At 72.2% G+C, this 18140-nt stretch carries 19 protein-coding genes; all 19 read right to left on the bottom strand.

Features of this window, described 5'->3' with window-relative positions; translation table 11 throughout:
• The 19 genes from D1J60_RS22180 to D1J60_RS22090 all read right to left on the bottom strand — a co-directional run bounded on the left by D1J60_RS22180 (position 1) and on the right by D1J60_RS22090 (position 17994).
• Positions 1–675 carry a response regulator transcription factor gene (locus tag D1J60_RS22180; RefSeq protein WP_125594601.1) on the bottom strand — a complete coding sequence of 225 codons (675 nt, stop codon included), beginning with the start codon at positions 673–675 and terminating at the stop codon, positions 1–3.
• Positions 656–1759, bottom strand: a complete 1104-nt coding sequence (locus tag D1J60_RS22175; protein ID WP_125822260.1) for an ATP-binding protein — start codon at positions 1757–1759, stop codon at positions 656–658. The genes D1J60_RS22180 and D1J60_RS22175 overlap by 20 nt, the downstream gene beginning before the upstream one ends.
• 222 nt (positions 1760–1981) lie before the next feature.
• Positions 1982–2848 (bottom strand): NAD-dependent epimerase/dehydratase family protein, encoded by an 867-nt coding sequence (locus tag D1J60_RS22170; RefSeq protein ID WP_125822259.1) that lies wholly within the window; start codon positions 2846–2848, stop codon positions 1982–1984.
• 73 nt (positions 2849–2921) lie between these two features.
• Complete coding sequence (locus tag D1J60_RS22165) at positions 2922–3395, bottom strand: DUF1772 domain-containing protein (protein ID WP_125822258.1); 474 nt, start codon at positions 3393–3395, stop codon at positions 2922–2924.
• A complete protein-coding gene (locus D1J60_RS22160; RefSeq protein WP_125822257.1) occupies positions 3395–4228 on the bottom strand; it encodes an ester cyclase in 834 nt (277 codons plus the stop codon). The genes D1J60_RS22165 and D1J60_RS22160 overlap by 1 nt, the downstream gene beginning before the upstream one ends.
• Positions 4229–4264: 36 nt before the next feature.
• Entirely contained in the window at positions 4265–5464 is a 1200-nt protein-coding gene (locus D1J60_RS22155; protein WP_125822256.1) for an FAD-dependent monooxygenase, read from the bottom strand.
• Between the two features lie 31 nt (positions 5465–5495).
• Positions 5496–6491, bottom strand: a complete 996-nt coding sequence (locus D1J60_RS22150; protein ID WP_125594607.1) for an aldo/keto reductase — start codon at positions 6489–6491, stop codon at positions 5496–5498.
• Between the two features lie 54 nt (positions 6492–6545).
• Complete coding sequence (locus tag D1J60_RS22145) at positions 6546–6959, bottom strand: ester cyclase (RefSeq protein ID WP_125822255.1); 414 nt, start codon at positions 6957–6959, stop codon at positions 6546–6548.
• A 51-nt stretch (positions 6960–7010) separates the two neighbouring features.
• A complete protein-coding gene (locus D1J60_RS22140; RefSeq protein WP_185899229.1) occupies positions 7011–8129 on the bottom strand; it encodes a ketoacyl-ACP synthase III in 1119 nt (372 codons plus the stop codon).
• Positions 8126–10489, bottom strand: a complete 2364-nt coding sequence (locus tag D1J60_RS22135; RefSeq protein WP_125822254.1) for a beta-ketoacyl-[acyl-carrier-protein] synthase family protein — start codon at positions 10487–10489, stop codon at positions 8126–8128. The genes D1J60_RS22140 and D1J60_RS22135 overlap by 4 nt, the downstream gene beginning before the upstream one ends.
• 105 nt (positions 10490–10594) lie before the next feature.
• Positions 10595–11884, bottom strand: a complete 1290-nt coding sequence (locus tag D1J60_RS22130) for a beta-ketoacyl-[acyl-carrier-protein] synthase family protein (protein WP_125594610.1) — start codon at positions 11882–11884, stop codon at positions 10595–10597.
• Positions 11881–12333, bottom strand: a complete 453-nt coding sequence (locus tag D1J60_RS22125; protein WP_125822253.1) for a hydroxymyristoyl-ACP dehydratase — start codon at positions 12331–12333, stop codon at positions 11881–11883. Before D1J60_RS22125 ends, D1J60_RS22130 begins: the two co-directional genes overlap by 4 nt.
• The gene (locus D1J60_RS22120) at positions 12330–13592 is read right to left on the bottom strand and encodes a beta-ketoacyl-[acyl-carrier-protein] synthase family protein (RefSeq protein WP_125594612.1); all 1263 of its coding nucleotides are present in this window, start codon (positions 13590–13592) and stop codon (positions 12330–12332) included. The genes D1J60_RS22125 and D1J60_RS22120 overlap by 4 nt, the downstream gene beginning before the upstream one ends.
• On the bottom strand, positions 13589–14041 hold the full coding sequence (locus D1J60_RS22115) for a 3-hydroxylacyl-ACP dehydratase (RefSeq protein ID WP_125594613.1): 453 nt from the start codon (positions 14039–14041) through the stop codon (positions 13589–13591). Before D1J60_RS22115 ends, D1J60_RS22120 begins: the two co-directional genes overlap by 4 nt.
• A 10-nt stretch (positions 14042–14051) precedes the next feature.
• The gene (locus D1J60_RS22110) at positions 14052–14822 is read right to left on the bottom strand and encodes a 3-oxoacyl-ACP reductase family protein (RefSeq protein ID WP_125594614.1); all 771 of its coding nucleotides are present in this window, start codon (positions 14820–14822) and stop codon (positions 14052–14054) included.
• A gap of 14 nt (positions 14823–14836) precedes the next feature.
• Positions 14837–15286 carry a holo-ACP synthase gene (gene acpS, locus D1J60_RS22105; RefSeq protein ID WP_125822252.1) on the bottom strand — a complete coding sequence of 150 codons (450 nt, stop codon included), beginning with the start codon at positions 15284–15286 and terminating at the stop codon, positions 14837–14839.
• Positions 15258–15668: a phosphopantetheine-binding protein gene (locus tag D1J60_RS22100; protein ID WP_125594616.1), complete on the bottom strand. Its 411-nt coding sequence runs from the start codon at positions 15666–15668 to the stop codon at positions 15258–15260. Before D1J60_RS22100 ends, acpS begins: the two co-directional genes overlap by 29 nt.
• Before the next feature lie 47 nt (positions 15669–15715).
• Positions 15716–16681, bottom strand: coding sequence for an ACP S-malonyltransferase (gene fabD, locus D1J60_RS22095; RefSeq protein WP_125822251.1), 966 nt, complete (start codon positions 16679–16681; stop codon positions 15716–15718).
• A 236-nt stretch (positions 16682–16917) separates the two neighbouring features.
• A complete protein-coding gene (locus D1J60_RS22090) occupies positions 16918–17994 on the bottom strand; it encodes a DUF6081 family protein (protein ID WP_241253360.1) in 1077 nt (358 codons plus the stop codon).
• Positions 17995–18140 lie beyond the last annotated feature (146 nt).

The raw sequence follows: 18140 nt of genomic DNA, 5'->3' as shown, positions 1-18140 counted from the left end.
TCAGCCGGCGTCGCCCAGGCTGGGTCTGCGGACGATCAGCTGCGCGTCGCTGGCCTTGTTGACGGCGTCCACCCTGGACACCGCTTCGAGCTTCTCGAAGATGTTGCGGAGGTGCCGTTTGACGGTGCCTTCGGCGACGCCGAGCTCACTGGCGATCTGCCGGTTGCTCATGGCGTGCGCCACCAGCGTCAGGACCTCGCGCTCCCTGGGCGAGAGGCCCGAGGGCGCCGGGGCGAAGGCACTGGGACGGCCCTGCTGGGGCACCGCGATGATGGTGTGCGGATCCACGGTGCGGATGTTGCGGATGGCCGCGAGGAGGGTCTCGTGGTGCGTGCTCTTGTGCAGGTAGCTCCTGGCTCCCTGGCGCAGCAGCTCCTGGATGAGCTGCGGATCACCATGCATGCTGAGGATCAGGACCTGCAGGTCGGGCAGGGCACGGCTCAGCTCCCCCACCACGGTGGGTGCATGGTGATTCGGCATTTCCACGTCCAGCAGCACGACTTCCGCCCGGTGTTCGACGGCCAGCTCGACGAGTTCGGCCGAGGAGTCGGTCTGGGCGACGACGCGCAGGTCCCCCTGCAGGTCCAGGAGCTCGCACAGGGCGTTGCGCAGGAGGGAGTGGTCGTCGACGGCGATGATCCGGATGGGGTCGGCCTCAGACGCCGGGTTCGCCATGACTGCCTCCGAGGAACGGAACGGTGATGGTGATCTGGGTGCCGCTGCCGGGGGAGCTGATGAGCCTCACGCTCCCGTCGAGCAGTCCGGCGCGCTCGTAGAGCGACCCCAGTCCGTTGCCGCTGCGCAGGTGGGGTTCGAACCCGACTCCGTTGTCCTGGATCCTTGCGACCACGTTGCGCCCCTCGATGCCCACGTCGACCGTGGCCACGGAGGCGTCGGCGTGGGCCAGGGTGTTGCGCAGGCATTCGCGCACCATGAGGAAGAGGGCGTCTCCCATGTCCATGGCCGCGATGACGCAGTCCACGTCGTCGTCGACGTGGACGTGCACGACCGGGTGGGAGACGTCCGCCGCGGCGAGGTAGCCGAGCAGCGCGGCCTCGAGCTCGTGGGGGGCGTCGGACTCGCTGCGCAGGCCGTCGACGAGGTCCCGGGTGCTGTTCATGGTCTCGACGAGGGTGCGCTTGAGGTGTCCGATGCGCTCCTCGTGTTCCAGTCCCTGTTCGCCGGCTCCGCGCCTGAGCAGGACCTCCAGCAGTTCCAGCTGGCGCAGTGCGAGGCTCGTGTGGTTGCCGATGCGGTCGTGGACCTCACGGGACAGTTCGCGCTGGTTGTGCAGGGTGCTCAGGAGCTCGATGGCCGGCTTCTCGAGGCTGCGGTGGAGGACGGTGTGGAGGTCGGTGAGTACCTGGGCCAGGCGACGGCTGTCGCGGGGGGCCGGGAAGACCTCGCACAGGACCTCGGAGATGACGCCGAAGAGGGTGCGGGCCGCGTGGATGCAGTGGAGGGCGGCCTGGTCGCGCTCCCGTGGGGTGCTGTAGTTGCGCCGTAGGTCGAGTCCGGCGCCTCCGATGGCCGGCAGCCTGCCGAGCTGGAGGGAAAACAGGCACTCCGCGAAGACTTCGAGTGCGTATCTGCTGGTGTGCCACCAGTGTTCGGGATCGGTGCCGAAGGGGCTGCGGTCCAGGATGAGCCGCTGCCGGTACGTCTCGATCATGTCGGACTGTCGTGCGATGAAGTCGGGTGTCGGGTCGCATGCGATTCCGACCCAGGCCGTCCTGTCCTTCTCGTTCGTCGAGGCCATTTTGTACTGTTCCCCCCGTTGCCGCATTCGCGATCTCAACCATAGTGCCCCTTTCGCGATAGAAGATCCCTTGAATGCCGCATGAGGAGGGCCGCAAGGCCGCTCGGGGGTTGGTTCACGCCCCGCGGGGTGGTTCGGCCGGTCCCCCGGGGGGAGCCGCTCCCCCGGGCATGCCGAAAGGCCGCCGGCTTCCGGGAAGCGGCGGCCTTCGCCCTGCGGGGGTCAGACGCCCTTGGCGAGGTCGTCCAGCGGGTCGCGGTGCCGCGGAATCCAGCCCAGCTCGTCCTGGGCCCGCGTGGTGGCGAACCGCTGGTCCAGGAACAGGGCGTCGGCCAGGAGGCCGAGCTTCTGGGAGAGCTCCTCGACCGACACCGAGCGGGTCTGGCCGGGAATGCCCGCCGCCCGGCTCAGGGCCTCGGCCACCTCGCGGGTGCGCACGTTCACCCCGGTGACGCCCAGGTACTGGGCGCCGGCCGGGGCCTTGAGCGCGCGGGCGTAGAGCTCGGCTATGTCGTCGACGTGCACGAGCGACCAGGAGGAGTTTCCGTCGCCCAGGTAGCCGATGGCGCCGGCCTGGAGGCCCTCGCCGAGGAAGAAGCCGGGCAGGCCGCCGGAGCGTCCGTAGACGAGGCCGGGGCGCACGACGACCGGGTGCTTGCCCTGCGAGGTGGTGGCCAGGAGCTGCTGCTCCAGCGGCACGCGCCAGCCGACGACCATGGGCGGTGCGAACGGCGCGTCCTCGGCGACGGCGCCGTCGGTGTCGCCGTAGGCCCAGCTGCCGCCGGTGTGGACGTACGGGTTGCCGCCGACGCCCTCCAGCAGCGCGTTCGCCGCGATCCGGTCCACCTCTCCGGAGCGCTCGTCCCCGGTCAGGGCCAGGTGCACCACGCCGTCGGCCGCGGCCGCCGCCTCGCGCAGCAGCGCCTCGTCGGTCAGCTCGCCGAACAGCGGGGTCGCACCGAGGTCGGCGACCACCTTCGCCGACTCCTGCGAACGCACCAGCGCGGTCACGGAGTCGCCCTGGGCGGCCAGCAGGCGCAGCAGGGCGCGGCCGATGTAACCCGACCCGCCGGTGACGAATACCTTCATGGGATTTCCTTTCGAATCAACAGGACGTGCGTGCCCCGGCCGTCGGCGGCCGGGGCGGCGCGGCCGACGGCGGTCAGCCGAAGGCCACGCCCGTGAACAGCGCGGCGAGCGTGAGCCCCTGGAGGACGACGCGTACGTTGATCACGCTGTCCCAGGTCTTCTGCAGCTCCCGGGCGTCGGGGAGGGTGATGCCGGCGAGGGCCGCCGCGCCGAGCTTCTTGTTCACCGGGCCGCTGATGCGGTTGTAGATGATCAGCCAGACGACCAGCGACACGAGGGCAACCGCGCCGGACACGATGGCGAGGGTGCCGCCCGTGAACACGGCGGCGGCCAGGGTGAGGGCGGTGGCGATGACGCCGGCCACGCCCGGGACGGGCATCCGCTTGTCGCCGTAGTGGTGGGTGAGCCCCATGGCGCTGGTGAGCACCTCGTCGTTGGCGTGGGCCATGGCGGGCCGCTGGACCAGCGCGGAGAAGAAGTCCGTGCCGTACACCACCGCGTTGGCCAGCAGGGCGACGCCCGTCAGGACCGTGTGCAGGATCTCCATCAGGCCGCCACCTCGGGCGTGAGCTTCGGCGGGGCGTTCCAGGTGTGGCCGGCCGCGGCGGCCGCCGCGTCGTCCACCAGCCACGGGTCGGTGCCGTGGATGTCGCGGACCCGCTCGCGCAGCCACAGGTCGAAGGGGTCCTCGGAGGCGTCCCAGAGGCGGGCGACCCGGGCGGGGTCCTTGGCCTCGAAGTAGACGGCGACCCGGTCCCCGTCCGCACCGGGGGTGAGGCGGAAGACCTCGTGGCTGATGCCCAGCCGGCGGCGGGAGGCCTCGTACTCGCGCAGGCGGGGGCCCGCCAGCTCCGTGTTGAGCCGCTGCCAGGCCTCGGACCTGTCCGCCGGCAGGGGGACGACGCGGACCACGGGCAGGTCCGTCTTGCGGACCGTGCGCCGGCCCTTGCCCGGGGCGAACATCCGCATCCCGAGCTGCGCGAACATGTTGGACGCCACGCCGATCGCCCAGCGCTCGGCGATCAGTCCGTCCTCGAAGCGCCAGACGACGATCCCGGTGGACTCGATGGTGCGGCCGGTCGGCTCCATGCCCAGCAGCTCGCCGAGGTGGGTGCCGTGCCAGGTGTTGTGGATGACCACGTGGTCGCCGTGGGCGCTCATGTCCTCGATGACGACCTTGAGGTCGGGGAACGCGGTGCGCAGGCCGGCGATGGTGTACTTGACGCCCTCGACGCCCTCGGGCGCGCCCGGCAGCCCTTCGTGGTCGATGATGTCCGGCCGGTAGATCTCGTCGACGACGGAGAAGTCGCCCTGGTTGACGAACTCGTCGAAGACGCGGCGGATGGCCGCCTTGTTGTGTTCCGTGGAGCCGGTCGCCATGACCGTCCCTTCCTCTCGTGCCCTCGCGGGCTGGGATCAGTGGTGGTTCAGCAGGGCGCGTTCGCGCCAGCGGGTTCCGTAGGCGACGTGCTCCTTCTCGGCGGCGGCGAAGGCGACGCGGGTCCAGGCGGCCCTCATGAGCCGGTCGCGGACCCAGACGGCCAGCGGGTTCTCCAGCGCGCCGGCCCAGCCGATCCGCGCCGCCAGCAGCTGCATGGGGGCGGTACGGGTGCGGCGCTCGGCCTCGTAGGCGCGCAGCGCGGAGGTGATGTCACCGGGGCGGGCCAGGTGCTCGGCGAGCACCAGCGCGTCCTCGATGGCCAGGCAGGCGCCCTGCCCGATGTTGAAGCTGACGGCGTGCGCGGCGTCGCCCAGCAGGGTCACCCGGCCGCTGCCCCAGACGGGGTCCGGCTTCCGCTCGGTGACGTCGTTGCGGATGATGCTGTCGGGGTCGGTCGCCGCCAGGATCCGGGCGACCGGGTCGACCCAGCCGCGGTGCCGGGCCTGGAGCATCCGCAGGGTGTCCTGGGGGGTGCCCTGGTCGCGGCCGCCGGCCGGGCCGTTCGCCACGCTCATCCAGTGCACGACACCGGGGGCGATGTCGTAGTAGGTGAAGCGGGTGCCGCGGCCGAAGAGGCCGAGGAAGCTGCCCGGCGGGATCTCCTCGGGGCTCATCTTCGCGTGGCCGCGCCAGGCGATGTAGCCGGTGTAGTGCGGCGGCCGGGGGCCGAGGAGCTGGGTGCGGACCGCCGAGCGGACGCCGTCCGCTCCGATCAGCACGTCGCCGCGTTCCTCGGTGCCGTCGTCGAAGCGGACAGTGACGCCCTCGCGGTCCTGGGCGTAGCCGGTCACCCGGGCGCCGGTGCGCACGGGCACGGTCAGGGCGTCGCTCATGATGCCGTGGAGCGCCGACCGGCCGATGGCGACGGTCGGCTGCCCGTAGCGGGAGGTGAATTGGCCGACGGGCCAGTCGCCGATGGAGTTGCCCCGCCAGTCGGCGAAGGAGCAGACCTCCTGCGCGGGTGCGGTCGCGCGGACCGCGTCGGCGAGGCCCAGGTACTCCAGGGCCAGCATGCCGTTGGTCCAGATGTGCAGGCCTGCGCCTCCGTCGCGCAGCTCGGGCGCGCTCTCGAAGACGATCGAGTCGATTCCCTGCTGCTGGAGGGCCAGCGCGGTGGCGATGCCGCCGAGGCCGCCGCCGGCGATCAGCACGCGGCGTATGCGCGGTGCGGACACGGTGTTCTCCTTGACTGGTGGGGGCGTCGGCTCAGCCGTTGAGCTGGGCCATGGCCTCGGCGGGGTAGCGGTCGCCCGCGGTGATGCCGTGGGGGGCTGTGCGCTCGATCTCGGCGAGGGTCTCGGCGGAGAGGGAGACGGCGACGGCGCCGAGGTTCTCTTCCAGGTACGTGCGGCGCTTGGTGCCCGGGATGGCGACCACGTCGTCGCCGCGGGAGAGCACCCAGGCCAGGGCGAGCTGGGTGGCGGAGACCTCCAGGCGTGCCGCGAGCGCGACGAGCGCGTCCACGACCGGCAGGTTGCGCCGTAGGTTCTCCTCGGCGAAGCGCGGGGCGAAGCGGCGGAAGTCCAGGCCCTGCGGGATGTCCCGGGTGCTGCGGATGCCGCCGGTGAGGAAGCCGCGGCCGAGCGGGCTGTAGGCGACGAAGCCGATGCCCAGTTCGCGCACGGTGTCCAGTACGCCGTTGACCTCGACGTCGCGGGTGAAGAGGGAGTACTCGGTCTGAACGGCCGCGAGCGGGTGCACGGCGTGCGCCTGGCGGATCGTCTGCGCCGAGGCCTCGGACACTCCGAGGTGGCGGACCTTGCCGGCGGCGACGAGCTCGGCCATGGCGCCGATGCTCTCCTCGACCGGCACGTCGGGGTCGATGCGGTGCAGGTAGTAGAGGTCGAGGTGGTCGGTGCCCAGCCGGCTCAGGCTGCCCTCGACGGCCTGCCTGATGTACTCGGGGCGGCCGTTGAGGGCGCCGGTCAGCTTGCCGTCGGCGCCGATCTCGTTGCCGACCTTCGACGCCAGGACCAGCTCGTCGCGGCGGCCGCGGATGGCCCTGCCGACGAGGGCCTCGTTGGTGTGCGGCCCGTACATGTCGGCGGTGTCGAGCAGGGTGACCCCGAGGTCCAGGGCCCGGTTGACCGTGGCGATGGCCTCGGTCTCGTCCGAGTCCCCGTACCCGAAGGTCATTCCCATGCAGCCGAGGCCCTCGACGGAGACCGTGACCCCGTCCCGGCCCAGCGTGCGGTGTTCCATGTGTTCCTCCATCGTGCGCTGTGTTCGTCCTGGTGTTTCCGCGTCCCGGCCGGGTCAGGCGTGGGCGGCGGCCCGGAGCTCCTGGAGGACCTCGGTGAGGTTGGTCTGGTCCCAGTGCTCGGCGAACAGGCCGTCCTCCAGGCGCCAGATGTCGATGGAGCGGATCTGGACCTTGCGGTAGGTGGCCGGGATGCCGAGGAACTCGCCCTGGTGGGTGCCCTCGTACTCGAAGCGGCCGGCGACGCGGTCGCCGCAGACCAGCAGGTCCTTGACGGTGGCGGTGATGTCGGGGAAGGCGGCGAAGACGTTCTTCCAGAAGAGCCGGTTGGCCTCGCGGCCGTTGGGGACCACGGGGTTGTGGTCGATGTGCTCGAACGTGCAGTGGGTGTCGACGCGGTCGGCGTCCCGCGTGTTGACCATGGCGAGGAAGTCCTCGACGGCGGGGTGGGTGGTGGTGGTCACTGACATCTGTTTCGCATCCTCTTGTCGTGGGTGGGGGGGCGCCGGGCGGGGCGGGGATCAGGCGGCGGGGACCGGCGCGGGGGCGTGCCAGGTGAGCGACAGGCCGGTGTAGACGTAGCGGCTGGCCTCGATGCCGAGCAGCACGACCTTGTGGCCGGGCTGGATCCGGCCCGACGTCCAGGCGGCGTCCAGGGCGAGCGGCACGGCGGCGGAGCCGGTGGCGCCCACTTCGGCGAGGTTCTCGACGATCTTTCCGGTCTTCAGGGCCTCGTCGTCGGCGGCGGACAGGCCGGCGTCCTCGTACTCGCGGGCGAAGTAGTCGGCGTTGCCCTCGGGCAGCACCAGCGCGTCGAGGTCGCTCAGCGACCAGCCGGAGCGCTGTGACATGTCCTTGATGGCCTCGACGAAGACCCGGGGGCCGAAGGTCGTGGTGCCGGGCACGTCCACCTTCATGTCGATCAGCCGCTTGCGGCGCAGCTGCTCGGCCTGCGACACGTCCGTGCCGCCGCCGATGATCTCCATGCCGGGCTTGCGGAGGCCGCCCATGCAGGCGTTGACGAAGGCGAAGTCGTCCTGGTGGCCGGCTTCGGCGGGCTCGGCCCGCAGCAGGACCGCGCCGGCGCCGTCGCCGAAGGTGTACAGGGTCAGGCGTTCGCGCATGCGGACCTTGAAGGGGTCCTTGCCGATGAACATCGGGGCCATCAGCGGCGAGATCGCCTCGCTGCCGATGACGAGCGCGGTGCGCGCCGTGCCGTCGGCGAGCTGGCGGCGTGCGATGTCCAGGGCCTGTACCCAGCCGGCGCAGGCGCCGCGCACCTCGATGGCGGCGCACCGCTCCAGGCCGAGGTAGTGCTGCACGGTCGTGGCGACGTTCGGCAGGAGGTACTCGGGGCTCGCGGTGCACACGACCAGCAGGTCGATCTCGTCCGCGCCGACGCCCGCCCGTTCGAGGGCCTGGCGTCCCGCCGCCTCCGCCATGCGGCTGTTGGAGGTGAGGTGCTCGCCGGTGACCGTGTCGATCATCCAGTGGCGGGTCTCGACCTGGATCCCGGCCAGGACGTCGTCCGGGAGGGGGCCGACGATCTTCTCGATCCCGGTGTTGTCGATCGGGTCTCCGGGGACGTACCCGCCGGTGGAGAGGATCTTCACGCTGAGGTTCTCGGTGGTGCCGGTCATCGGGCGGACTCCGTTCGGGAGGTCGGGGCGGGAGACAGCACGATCGAGGTGTGCGTCCCGCCCAGCGAAGAGCTGTTGATCAGGGCGTCGCCCCGGGAGGGGCCGTGCTGCCAGGAGCCGATGGCGAGCACCGCCGCCAGCTGCGCGCCCGCGCCGACCGGCTCGCCCAGCGAGCGCTTGGGGGTGCGGACGGGGACGTCGGCACCGTCCAGCAGCCGGTCCAGGGCGGCGGCCTCGGGCCGGTCCACCGGGGTCAGTCCGGCGGCGTTGGCCCACACCTCGGCCAGCTCGCCCGGTGCGACCCCGGCGTCCGCGAGGGCGGCGCGCATGGCCCGTTCCAGGCCGTCGCCGGCCGGGTCCCAGCGGCCCACGCCGGCCGCGTCGGAGGCCGTCGCGTGGGAGCGGACCACGGCGTGGACGGTCGCGCCGCGCTCGCGGGCGGCCCCGGCGCGTTCCAGCACGAGGGCGATGCCGCCCTCGGTCAGGGTGTAGTCGGCGGCGGACGGCGCGCCGAACAGCGGGAGGGTGCGGTAGCCGTCGAGCGCGCCGGGCGAGAAGGCGTCGACCGCCGGGACCAGGATCCGGTCGGCCCGCCCGCTGCGCAGCAGGTCGTGGGCGACGCCGATGGCGGCGGCGCCCGCGGCGTGTCCCGAGGTGAGGGTGGAGGTCGGGCCCTTGACTCCGAGGGCCATCGCGACCTGGCCGGCCGCGGCGTTGTACACGGTGTTGGGGAAGACCCCCGGGTTGCCCGCGGCGGGCCCGTCGGTGAGCAGCGGGAGGAAGAACCGCTCGTTGCTCTCGACGGGGCCGATGCCGGTGCCGAGGACCACGCCGGTCGCCGCGCGTTGGTCGTCGCCGGTCACCCCCGCGTGTTCCAGGGCCGCCCGGCAGGCGGCGATGGCGAGCTGCGAGATGCGGTCCATGCGGCGGCGTTCCTTGCGGGTGCCGGCCGCTTCCGGGTCGAAGACGGCGCGGGCGACCCGCAGTCCGTCCTCGTCCGCGCCGGGGCGGGTGCCGGCCTCGAAGGCCTGCCACAGGGCTTCGGCCCCGTCGCCGGCGGCGGTCAGCGCGCTGAAGCCGGTGACGACCACGTCGTCGTGGTCCTCGTCGGCGGGGCCCTCGAAGAGGGCTCCGGGGCGGGCGTAGGCGACCGTGGCGTTGGCTCCGCCGAAGGCGAAGTTGTTGGAGAGCGCCACGTCCAGGTCCATGGGGCGGCCCGTGCCGGGGATCGGGTCGAGGCCGCACTGCGGGTCGGTCTCGGTGAAGCCCGCGGTGGGCGGGGCGATCTGGTCGCGCAGGGCGAGTACCGTCGCTATGCCCTCGACCGCTCCGGCCGCGCCCAGCAGGTGGCCCACCATGGACTTCGTGCTGCTCAGGGCGGTCTTCTCGGCCGCCTCGCCGAGCGCCAGGCGCACCGCGCCGCTCTCGGCGGAGTCGTTCTTGGGGGTGCCGGTGCCGTGCCCGTTGACGTAGCGCACGTCCTCGGGCGCCAGTCCGGCGGAGGCGAGCGCCGCGCGGATCGCACGGGCCGCGCCCTCGCCCTCGGGGTGGGGGGCGGTGGGGTGGTAGCCGTCGGCGGACAGGCCGTAGCCGAGGACTTCGGCGAGCACGGGGGCGCCGAGGCGGGCCGCGGCGTCCGCCGACAGCAGGACGAACATGCCGCTGCCCTCGCCGAGCGAGAGCCCGGAGCGGTCCCTGGAGTAGGGGGCGGCGGGCTTGGCGGACAGCGATTCCAGGCCGCTGAAGCCGGCGAACGCGGTCTCCGTGAAGGCGTCGCTGCCGCCGACGAGCATGGCGTCGGCGCGGCCGGCCCGGATCACCTCCAGGGCGTGGGCCATGGCGTGGGCACCGGAGGCGCAGGCGGTGTTGACCGAGAGCACCGGCCCCTTGATCCCGAAGGCGGCGCCGAGCGCCTCGGCCCCGGCCTGGGGCGGTACGAGGGCGTACCGCTGCCAGTCGGGCTCCTCGTCGGCGGCGCGGGCGCGCAGTGCGTGTTCGGCACTGCGCCAGCCGCCGTTGCAGGTGCCGTAGGCGACGCCCCAGCGCTCGGCGGGGATCTCGACGCCGGGGGTGAGGCCCGAGGCGCCCAGTGCCTCCTCGGCCGCGACCAGTGCGAAGTCGACCGAGGGCTCACGGACCCCGTCGTGCGAGGTGTACGCGTAGGCGGGCTTCCGGGTCGCGGTGACCTCGCCTCCGATGGCGGTCTGGTAGCCGTCCATCGGCAGGCCGCGTACCGGTCGGATCGCGACGCGGCCCGTGCGGACGCCTTCCCAGAACTCTTCGGCGGTGCCCCCTTGGGAGGTGATCGCGCCCACGCCGGATACCACCACCCGCGCAACGCCGGAAGGCATGTTCTCCATGTGTCTGACTCCTCCTGACCTGGGTTTCCCGTCTCCTCGGACGGACTGGACGAACTGGATGTACCGGCCCTCCGGGGTGGTGGAGGGGTGGGGACTCGGCACGGGCTAGGCCGCCCGTCCCAGGGCCAGCGCGACGGCCTGCCCTTCGAGGCCGCGGGCCAGGGCGAGGGCCGTGCCGGGCCGGATGTCGCGGGCCTCGCCGCGGACGAGGTCCATGTCGCAGGCCGCGTCGGGGGTTTCGAGGTTGGCGGTGGCCGGCACCGCGCCGTAGTGCAGGGCGAGCGCCGACACCGCGACGTTGAGCGCGCCGGCGCCGCCGACGAGGTGGCCGGTCTGCGGCTTGACGCTACTGATCGGGACCGACCGGGAGGCCTCGCCGAGCGCGGTGCGCAGGGCGGCGGTCTCACTGCGGTCGCCGATCTTGGTCGCGGCTCCGTGGGAGGCGATGTAGCCGAGGTCGGCCGGGTTGAGCCGGGCGTCGTCCAGGGCCCGGCGCACGGCCCGGACGAGACCGCGGCCCTCGGGGTCGGTGGCGGGCGGGGTGCGCCCGTCGTGGCCGTTGCCCACGCCCCGCAGCTCGGCGTAGATCCGGGCGCCGCGGGCGAGCGCGGCCTCCTTCTCCTCCAGGACCAGCAGCGCGCCGCCCTCGCCGAGCACGGCTCCGCTGCGGGTCTGGTCGTAGGGCCTGAAGGCGGTCTCGCCGAGGTCGTTGCGGGTGGTGAGGACGCCCATGCGGTCCATGTGCGTCATCGACCACCAGCTGGTGGCGTCCTCGTACCCGCCGGCGATGATCCGGTCGGCGTCTCCGCGCTGGATGGCCCGCACGGCCCGCGCGATGGCGGTGGCGCCGGCGTCGGCGGTCCCGGCGAAGAAGGCGTTGGCGCCGCGGATGCCGAAGGTCTGCGAGATGTGGAAGACCGCGCCCGGCTGGAGCCCCTCGACGAAGAAGAGCGGCGGCATGATGGTGTCGGCCTTCTCGCCGAGCGCCTTCATGTCGGCCGTGCCGTCCGGGCGGCGGACCGTCCGCAGCCCCTTGATCAGCTGGTCCATCCGGCCCATCGACTTGTTGCCGCCGAGGAACAGGCCGGTGCGCAGGCCCAGTTCGGTGCCGGTGTCGATGCCGGCGTCCGCCAGGGCCAGGGAGGCCGCCGCGAGACCGAGCTGGTCGCCGCGGTTCATGGTGTTCAGCTGGCGCCGGGTGGCGAAGCGGCCGGGGTCGAACCCGTCGATCTCCGCGCCCAGCGTGGTCTGGAGCCGGGAGGTGTCGTAGGCCTGGATCCGCCTGACGCCGGTCCGGCCGTCGACGATGGCCTTCCAGTTGGCCTCGCCGCCTTCGCCGAGCGCGGTCAGCAGGCCGATGCCGCTGATCACTACCTGGCGTCCGATGCCGCTCATCGCTGCTCCTTGGGGGATTCGCCGACTGTGGCCGGGGCGGGGAGCCGGCGTACGAGGGTCAACTGCCGGACGGTGGCCACGGGCCGGCCGTCCACCGTCGCGGTGATCTTGAAGTGGAGGGTGTCGTCGCCGTCGCGGCCGGTGAGCTCCGCGACGATGTCCACCTGGTCGCCCGGCCGGACCGGCCGCCGCCAGCGGACCCGGGCCGCCTCCCCGGGGCGCCAGCCGTACTCGGCCGCCGGCGCGGCCAGGGCGGCCACGTCGGCGGCGCTCGCGAGGAGCAGCACGCCGGGCAGGATGGGGAAGCGCGGGAAGTGGGTGGCGAAGAGGTCGAGGGTGTTGGGGACGTTGCGCACGGCCCGGGCCCGTTCGCCCGGGAGGACCTCCGGGTCGAGCAGTGCGCCGTGCACGGGGTGCCCGGTGGCGTGGTGGTCCGTCGTCACGCTCATCGCTCGTAACCGCCGACGACGAGGCTGATGTTGGTGCCGCCGAACGCGAAGGCGTTGATCAGGGCGTGCGAGACGGACTGCTCGCGGGCCGTGTTCGGTACGTAGTCCAGGTCGAGCTTGCGGTCCGGCGAGGTGAGGTTGATGGTCGGCGGCACCAGCGAGTTGTTGATGGCCCCGATCGCGGCGAGCACGTTGAGCGCGGCGCCGGCCGAGGTCAGGTGCCCGGCCATCGACTTCGGCGAGCTGATCACGAGGCGGTGGGCGTCGTCGCCGAACACCTTCTTGATCGCGACGGTCTCGGACTGGTCGTTGCCGTGGGTGCTGGTGCCGTGGGCGACGACGTAGTCGATGCCCCCGGTGCCGACTCCGGAGTCGGCGATGGCACTGGCCATCGACTCGATCGCGCCGGAGCCGTCCGGCGGCGAGTCGGTGATGCGCCAGGCGTTGAGGCTGGAGCCGTAGCCGAGGACCTCGGCGTGGATGCGGGCGCCGCGCGCCAGCGCGGATTCCAGCTCCTCCAGGACGAACAGCACCCCGCCCTCGCCGAGGACGAAGCCGGAGCGCTCGCCGTCGAAGGGGCGGCTGGCGGACTGCGGGTCGTCGTTGTACCGGTCGGTGAGAGCGCCGAGCAGGGTGAAGCCGAGCACGTCCATCCACGACGTCAGCGAGTCGAAGCCGCCGGCCACCATCAGGGTGGCGTCGCCCTCCTGGATGGCCCGGAAGGCCTCGCCGATGGCGTGGCCGGAGCCGGAGCAGGCCGTGCTGACGCCCATGAGCGGGCCCGTCGCGTCGAACAGCCGCGCGATGGCCGCGGCGGGCACGTTCTGGCTGAACTCCAGCGACTCGGACGGCGTGTACGGCAGGAACGCCGTCTCCTCGCCCGTGGTCTCCCGCAGCTCGCCGACGTCGAGCAGCCACTGCAGGCCGGGGCGGCCGACGCTGGCGCCGACGCAGACGCCCATCTCGCCGCTCTCGTAGGTGTCGCGGTCCACTCCCGCGTCGCGCAGCGCCTCCCGGGCGGCCGCGAGGCCGAACTGTCCGGGCCTGGACAGGTGGCGCAGGCCGACCTCGCGCGGGACCAGGTCCTTCAGCCGGAAGTCCTTGACCTGGCCGGCGATCCGTACGGGGAACCCGTCCGTGTCGATGGTGGTCAGTTCACCGACGCCGCTGCGGCCGGTGGCCAGTCCTTCCCAGGTGGTCGGGGCGTCGTTCCCCAGGGGGGTCACCGCCCCGATCCCCGTGATCACTACACGCTTCATCGCAGCACCTCCGTGCGCAGCAGATGCCGGCCCATTCGCTCGGTGTCCTCCGGGTCTTCGAGCTGGTCGCTGCCGAGGGCGGCACACATCAGGCCGCTGACCTCCAGCACCGTCCGGTCGCCGACGCGGACGGTGCCGTCCAGGGTCACGGCCGTCTCGTCGAACGAGACGATTCGGACATCAAGGTCGAGTACGTCGCCGGGGAGCACCTCGGCGTGCCAGCGCACGCCGGCGGCGCTCGCCAGGGCGGCACGCCTCTTGTAGCCGGTGCTCAACAGCAGGAGCCAGGTGCCCGCCTGGGCCAGCGCCTCCAGGACCAGCGCGGCGGGCATCACGGCCCCGTCCGGCGTGGGGGTCCAGTAGGACTCGTCGGCGGAGGTGACCTTGCGCCCCCGCAGACGTACCCCGGACTCCCACGCGTCGATGCGGTCGATCAGGTGGAATCGCACGTCCCGGCCCCTACTTGGCCCGGCCCAGGCCGAGCTGGCCCGCCCAGCCGCCGTCGACCCGCAGCAGTTCGCCGGTGACGTACGAGGAGTCCTCGCCGGCGAGGAAGGAGACGGCACCGGCCACCTGCTCGGGCGTGGCGAACTCGCGGAACGGCAGCTGGCGCTTGATGTTCTTGCCGCCGTCCTTCTCCAGCAGCCCGCCGATCAGGTCGGTGGCCGTGTATCCCGCGAGGACGGCGTTGACGCGGATCTCGAAGCGCGCCAGCTCGATGGCGGCGGCGCGGGTGAAGGAGTTCACGGCGCCCTTGGAGGCGGAGTAGTTGGACTGCCCCACCCATCCGCCCTCCCCCATGACGGAGGAGATGTTGACGACGTTGCCCTCGCGCTGGGACATGAAGTGCCCGGCCACGGCGTGGGTGCAGTTGTAGACACCGCCGACGTTGACCTTGAGCACCTCCCACCAGTCCGCGGGAGCCTGGTCGTAGATGAGGCCGTCCTGCGCCACCCCGGCGTTGTTCACCAGGACGTGCAGGCCGCCCAGGCCGTCGATCGTCTCCCGTACCAGCCGCTGGGCGGCCTCGGGGTCCGACACGTCGGCCTGCAGGGCGATCGCCCGGCCCCCCGCCGAGGTGATCTCCTCGACGACGCGCTCCGCCTCGTCCTTGCGCGAGCGGTAGTTGACGGCGACGGCAGCACCGTCGGCGGCGAGGCGGAGCGCGATGGCCCGCCCGATGCCGCGTGAGCTGCCGGTGACCAGAGCGACGCGGCCTTCGAGCGTCATGAGTCGTTTCCTCCTTATTGGTTCCACACCAGGAGCGCCTGGGCTATCGCCAGCCCAGCGCTGTGAGTCAAAGAAATGTCGAGCTGCTGCATCCCCAGCCGCTCGGCCTCTGCGGCCACCTCGCCGTACAACCTGACCGTCGGACGGCCGGCGCGGTCGTTGACGACCTCTATGTCGGTCCACTCCATGCCGGCCGCCATGCCGGTGCCCAGTGCTTTGAGCACGGCTTCCTTGGCGGCGAAACGGGCGGCCAGGTGGTCACCGGGGCGGCGTCTTCGGCGGCAGTAGGACCGTTCGCGGGCGGTGAAGACCTGCTCCTCGAATCCGGTCTCCGAAGCGAGGAGTTCGTCGATCCGCCCGATCGCGATCACGTCCGTGCCGATGCGCATCCGGGGCAGGACGGGGCGGCCGGCCGACGACCGCTCCACCGCGTCGTCAGGCCGCGGCCAGGGTGCTGTCGGCACGTTCCGCGACCATGTCCGTAAGGTTCTGGACGGTGAACAGGGTGAGCACCTCGTCCGCGACGAGCTTGCCGGCGAGGGCGTCCGTGTCGATCTGCGGGAGCACCTTCTTCAGCTGCGCGAGGCCGACCGCGGTGATGACGTCGTCCTCGTCGGCGAAGTCCTCGTCCGGGATGCCGCCCTGGATGACCTCGGTGAGGTCGGCCATCTTCACCTTCACGCCGGAGGCGCGCTCGATGCGGAAGAGGATGTCCAGGAGGTCGATCGACTCGGCGTCCAGGTCGCCGAGGAGGGTCGCGTCGGGCACGACCTCCTCGGTGTCGAGGCCGAGCGCTTCGGCGATGGAGTTCTGGACGACGGCGTCGAGGCTGGCGTTGTTCGTCATGCGTGAATCACCTGTTTCCTGATCGGATGTTGTGTGTGGGTCGTGGGTCAGACCGGGACCGGCGCGGTGGCCGCGAGCGTGCCGACGAGCGCGCCCAGGCGCCGCTCGTCACCGGTGCTCGCCACCCGCGCGTCCGGGTCCGTACGGCGGACCAGCCCGTTGAGCACCCGGCCCGGACCCACTTCGATGTAGGTCTCGGTGGGGAGCCCGCCGGCCCGCCTGACCACGTCCACCCAGCGGACGGGTCCGCTGAGCTGACGGCGCAGCAGCTCCCGCGCCTGCTCGCCGTCGCGTACGTGGTCACCCGTCACCGAGCTGATGACGGGCAGTACCGGGTCCGCGAAGGAGTGGCCGGCCAGCTCGCCGGCGAACTCCTCCTCGATGGCGCTCATCAGGGAGCAGTGGAAGGGCGCGCCCACCTTCAGCGCGACGACCTTCTCGGCCCCCTCCAGGAGCGCCGCGCGGCCCGCCGCCTCGACGGCGGCGGCCTCGCCGGACAGGACGGTCTGCGTCGGCTCGTTGAAGTTGGCCACCTCGACCAGCCCCGTCGCACGGGCCTGCTCGCAGATCCGGACGACCTGCTCGGCGGACAGTCCCAGAACCGCTGCCATCGCGCCCGGCTGCTTTCGGCCCACCTCCGCCATGAGCCGACCGCGTACCCGGACGAGACGGAGCGCCGACTCCGGCGACAGGACCCCGGCCGCGACCAGGGCCGCGTACTCGCCCAGGCTGTGACCGGCCACCGCGCCGGGCGCGCAGCCCGCCTCGCGCAGGACCTGCCAGGTGGCCAGGCTCGTCGCGAGGATCGCGGGCTGGGTGATGTCGGTGGCGGCGAGTTCCTCCGCCGTTCCGGTGGTGCAGATGTCGGAGAGCGGCATGCCGAGCACGGCGTCCGCCTCCTCGAACACCCGCCGGGCGGCGGAATACCGCTCCAGCAGGTGAGTGGCCATGCCGGCCCGCTGAGACCCCTGTCCGGGGAACATCACCAGGTCGGCGGAGCTGTTCGAGTTCATCAGTGGAGTTCCTTCGGTACCTCGTGGCCCGGCCGGGCGGCGCGGTCTGCGTCGACCGTTCCCGGGATGCCGGGCCGGCGCCTCACGGCCGGCGGACCACCCGCCCGATGCGGGCTCCGACGACGTGGATGGGATCGGGCGGGCTGGTCGTGATCGGCACTGCCCTTCGAACCTAAGGCAGCCGTCCGGCCGCGCCCAGACTTCCAACGGTCAGTGGCCCTACCTCCTTAGAGGCATTACAGGCGCTCACCCGTGGTGACCTTGAGGTTGGCGGCGCGCAGGTCGACGCCCTGCCCCCAGACCCGGCTGCCGGTCCGGCTGGTCTCGTCGAGGAAGCTCTGGCCGGTGGGCGCGCCCAGCCGGGTGTTGTAGTAGAAGCCGTCCGTCGAGTCCAGGCGCACCAGGCCGCGGCCGTCCGGGCCGGCGCCGTCGAGCATCGAGAACACGCCCAGCCCGCAGGTCGCCTGCTTCGGCGCGACGACCTCCTGGGTGCCGCCGTGGTCCGTCTGGAGGTACTTCCGGTCGAGTTCGAGGGTGCCCAGCTTGTTCACGGTGAGCACGGTGAAGCCGTTGAGCTTCCAGCGGGCCCGGGTGCCGCCGTTCTCCAGCACGACCTGGGTGTTGACCTGGGTGCCCGGGGTGATGCGGGCGACCGGCACCGCGTAGGTGAACGCCGCGTAGCTGGTGCCCGGGTAGCGCAGGCGCTCGTAGAAGGCGTAGACGGTGTTGTTGGTGACGTGGAAGTCCATGACCATGCCGGTCTGGAGGTCCGCCGTGACCAGGCCCGCCGAACCGAGGCGGACGTCGCCCTGCGGGTCGCCGACCGCGGTGCCGAACGGGTGCCTGTCCATGTTGCGCGTCTGGACGGACAGCGAGGACTCGCAGGTCAGCTGCCCGTTCGGCGGGACGTCGTAACCCGGGTATCCGGTGGTGCCGTTGTGGCGGGGGTAGGCGAGCCACTTCATGTGGTCCTTGTCGCCGCCCCCGCCGGCCGCCTGCTGCCCCGTGGTCCAGGAGAACGCCGGCTGGCCCGTGACCGGGTCCGTGCCCGAGGGCACGACGTTCAGGCCGCGGGTCGAGGTGGTCGCGACGCCGTCGTCGGCCGTGAGCCCGCCGTTCTGGAACAGCTGCCAGTTGCCCGCCGTCGAGGTGTCGAAGCCGTTCTGGAAGGTGTCGCTGAAGACGGTCTTCCTGAGCATCGGGGTCTCTTCGACCTGCTCGGCCGCCACCGCTCCGGTCGCCGGCGTCACCGCCGCGGCCATGGCCACCGCCACCGCGCCGAGCGTCAGCCGCTTCTTCCAACTCGTTCTCACTGTCGTCTCCCTGAGTGGTCTCGGATGTCCTCACATCGTCGTGACCACGCGTAGAGACCGACTTAAAACTTCTTTGTCGAACGCATGAGGTCGTACTTCAACAGAGCTTTGATACCGCCTTGAACACCGCCGGGCAGCGTGGAACG

Origin of the sequence: Streptomyces sp. W1SF4, from assembly GCF_003950035.1 — a bacterium.
Taxonomy (GTDB): Bacteria; Actinomycetota; Actinomycetes; order Streptomycetales; family Streptomycetaceae; genus Streptomyces; species Streptomyces racemochromogenes.
This window is presented reverse-complemented; position numbering and strand designations above follow the sequence as displayed.

Coding starts and splice junctions, on each gene's coding strand:
- D1J60_RS22160 (WP_125822257.1), bottom strand. CDS start 4,228: ATGGCGACCGGCTCCACGGAACACAACAAGGCGGCCATCCGCCGCGTC.
- D1J60_RS22180 (WP_125594601.1), bottom strand. CDS start 675: ATGGCGAACCCGGCGTCTGAGGCCGACCCCATCCGGATCATCGCCGTC.
- D1J60_RS22110 (WP_125594614.1), bottom strand. CDS start 14,822: ATGACGCTCGAAGGCCGCGTCGCTCTGGTCACCGGCAGCTCACGCGGC.
- D1J60_RS22130 (WP_125594610.1), bottom strand. CDS start 11,884: ATGAGCGGCATCGGACGCCAGGTAGTGATCAGCGGCATCGGCCTGCTG.
- fabD (WP_125822251.1), bottom strand. CDS start 16,681: ATGAACTCGAACAGCTCCGCCGACCTGGTGATGTTCCCCGGACAGGGG.
- D1J60_RS22150 (WP_125594607.1), bottom strand. CDS start 6,491: ATGGAACACCGCACGCTGGGCCGGGACGGGGTCACGGTCTCCGTCGAG.
- D1J60_RS22125 (WP_125822253.1), bottom strand. CDS start 12,333: ATGAGCGTGACGACGGACCACCACGCCACCGGGCACCCCGTGCACGGC.
- D1J60_RS22175 (WP_125822260.1), bottom strand. CDS start 1,759: ATGGCCTCGACGAACGAGAAGGACAGGACGGCCTGGGTCGGAATCGCA.
- D1J60_RS22165 (WP_125822258.1), bottom strand. CDS start 3,395: ATGGAGATCCTGCACACGGTCCTGACGGGCGTCGCCCTGCTGGCCAAC.
- D1J60_RS22135 (WP_125822254.1), bottom strand. CDS start 10,489: ATGGAGAACATGCCTTCCGGCGTTGCGCGGGTGGTGGTATCCGGCGTG.
- D1J60_RS22100 (WP_125594616.1), bottom strand. CDS start 15,668: ATGACGAACAACGCCAGCCTCGACGCCGTCGTCCAGAACTCCATCGCC.
- D1J60_RS22120 (WP_125594612.1), bottom strand. CDS start 13,592: ATGAAGCGTGTAGTGATCACGGGGATCGGGGCGGTGACCCCCCTGGGG.
- D1J60_RS22140 (WP_185899229.1), bottom strand. CDS start 8,129: ATGACCGGCACCACCGAGAACCTCAGCGTGAAGATCCTCTCCACCGGC.
- D1J60_RS22170 (WP_125822259.1), bottom strand. CDS start 2,848: ATGAAGGTATTCGTCACCGGCGGGTCGGGTTACATCGGCCGCGCCCTG.
- D1J60_RS22145 (WP_125822255.1), bottom strand. CDS start 6,959: ATGTCAGTGACCACCACCACCCACCCCGCCGTCGAGGACTTCCTCGCC.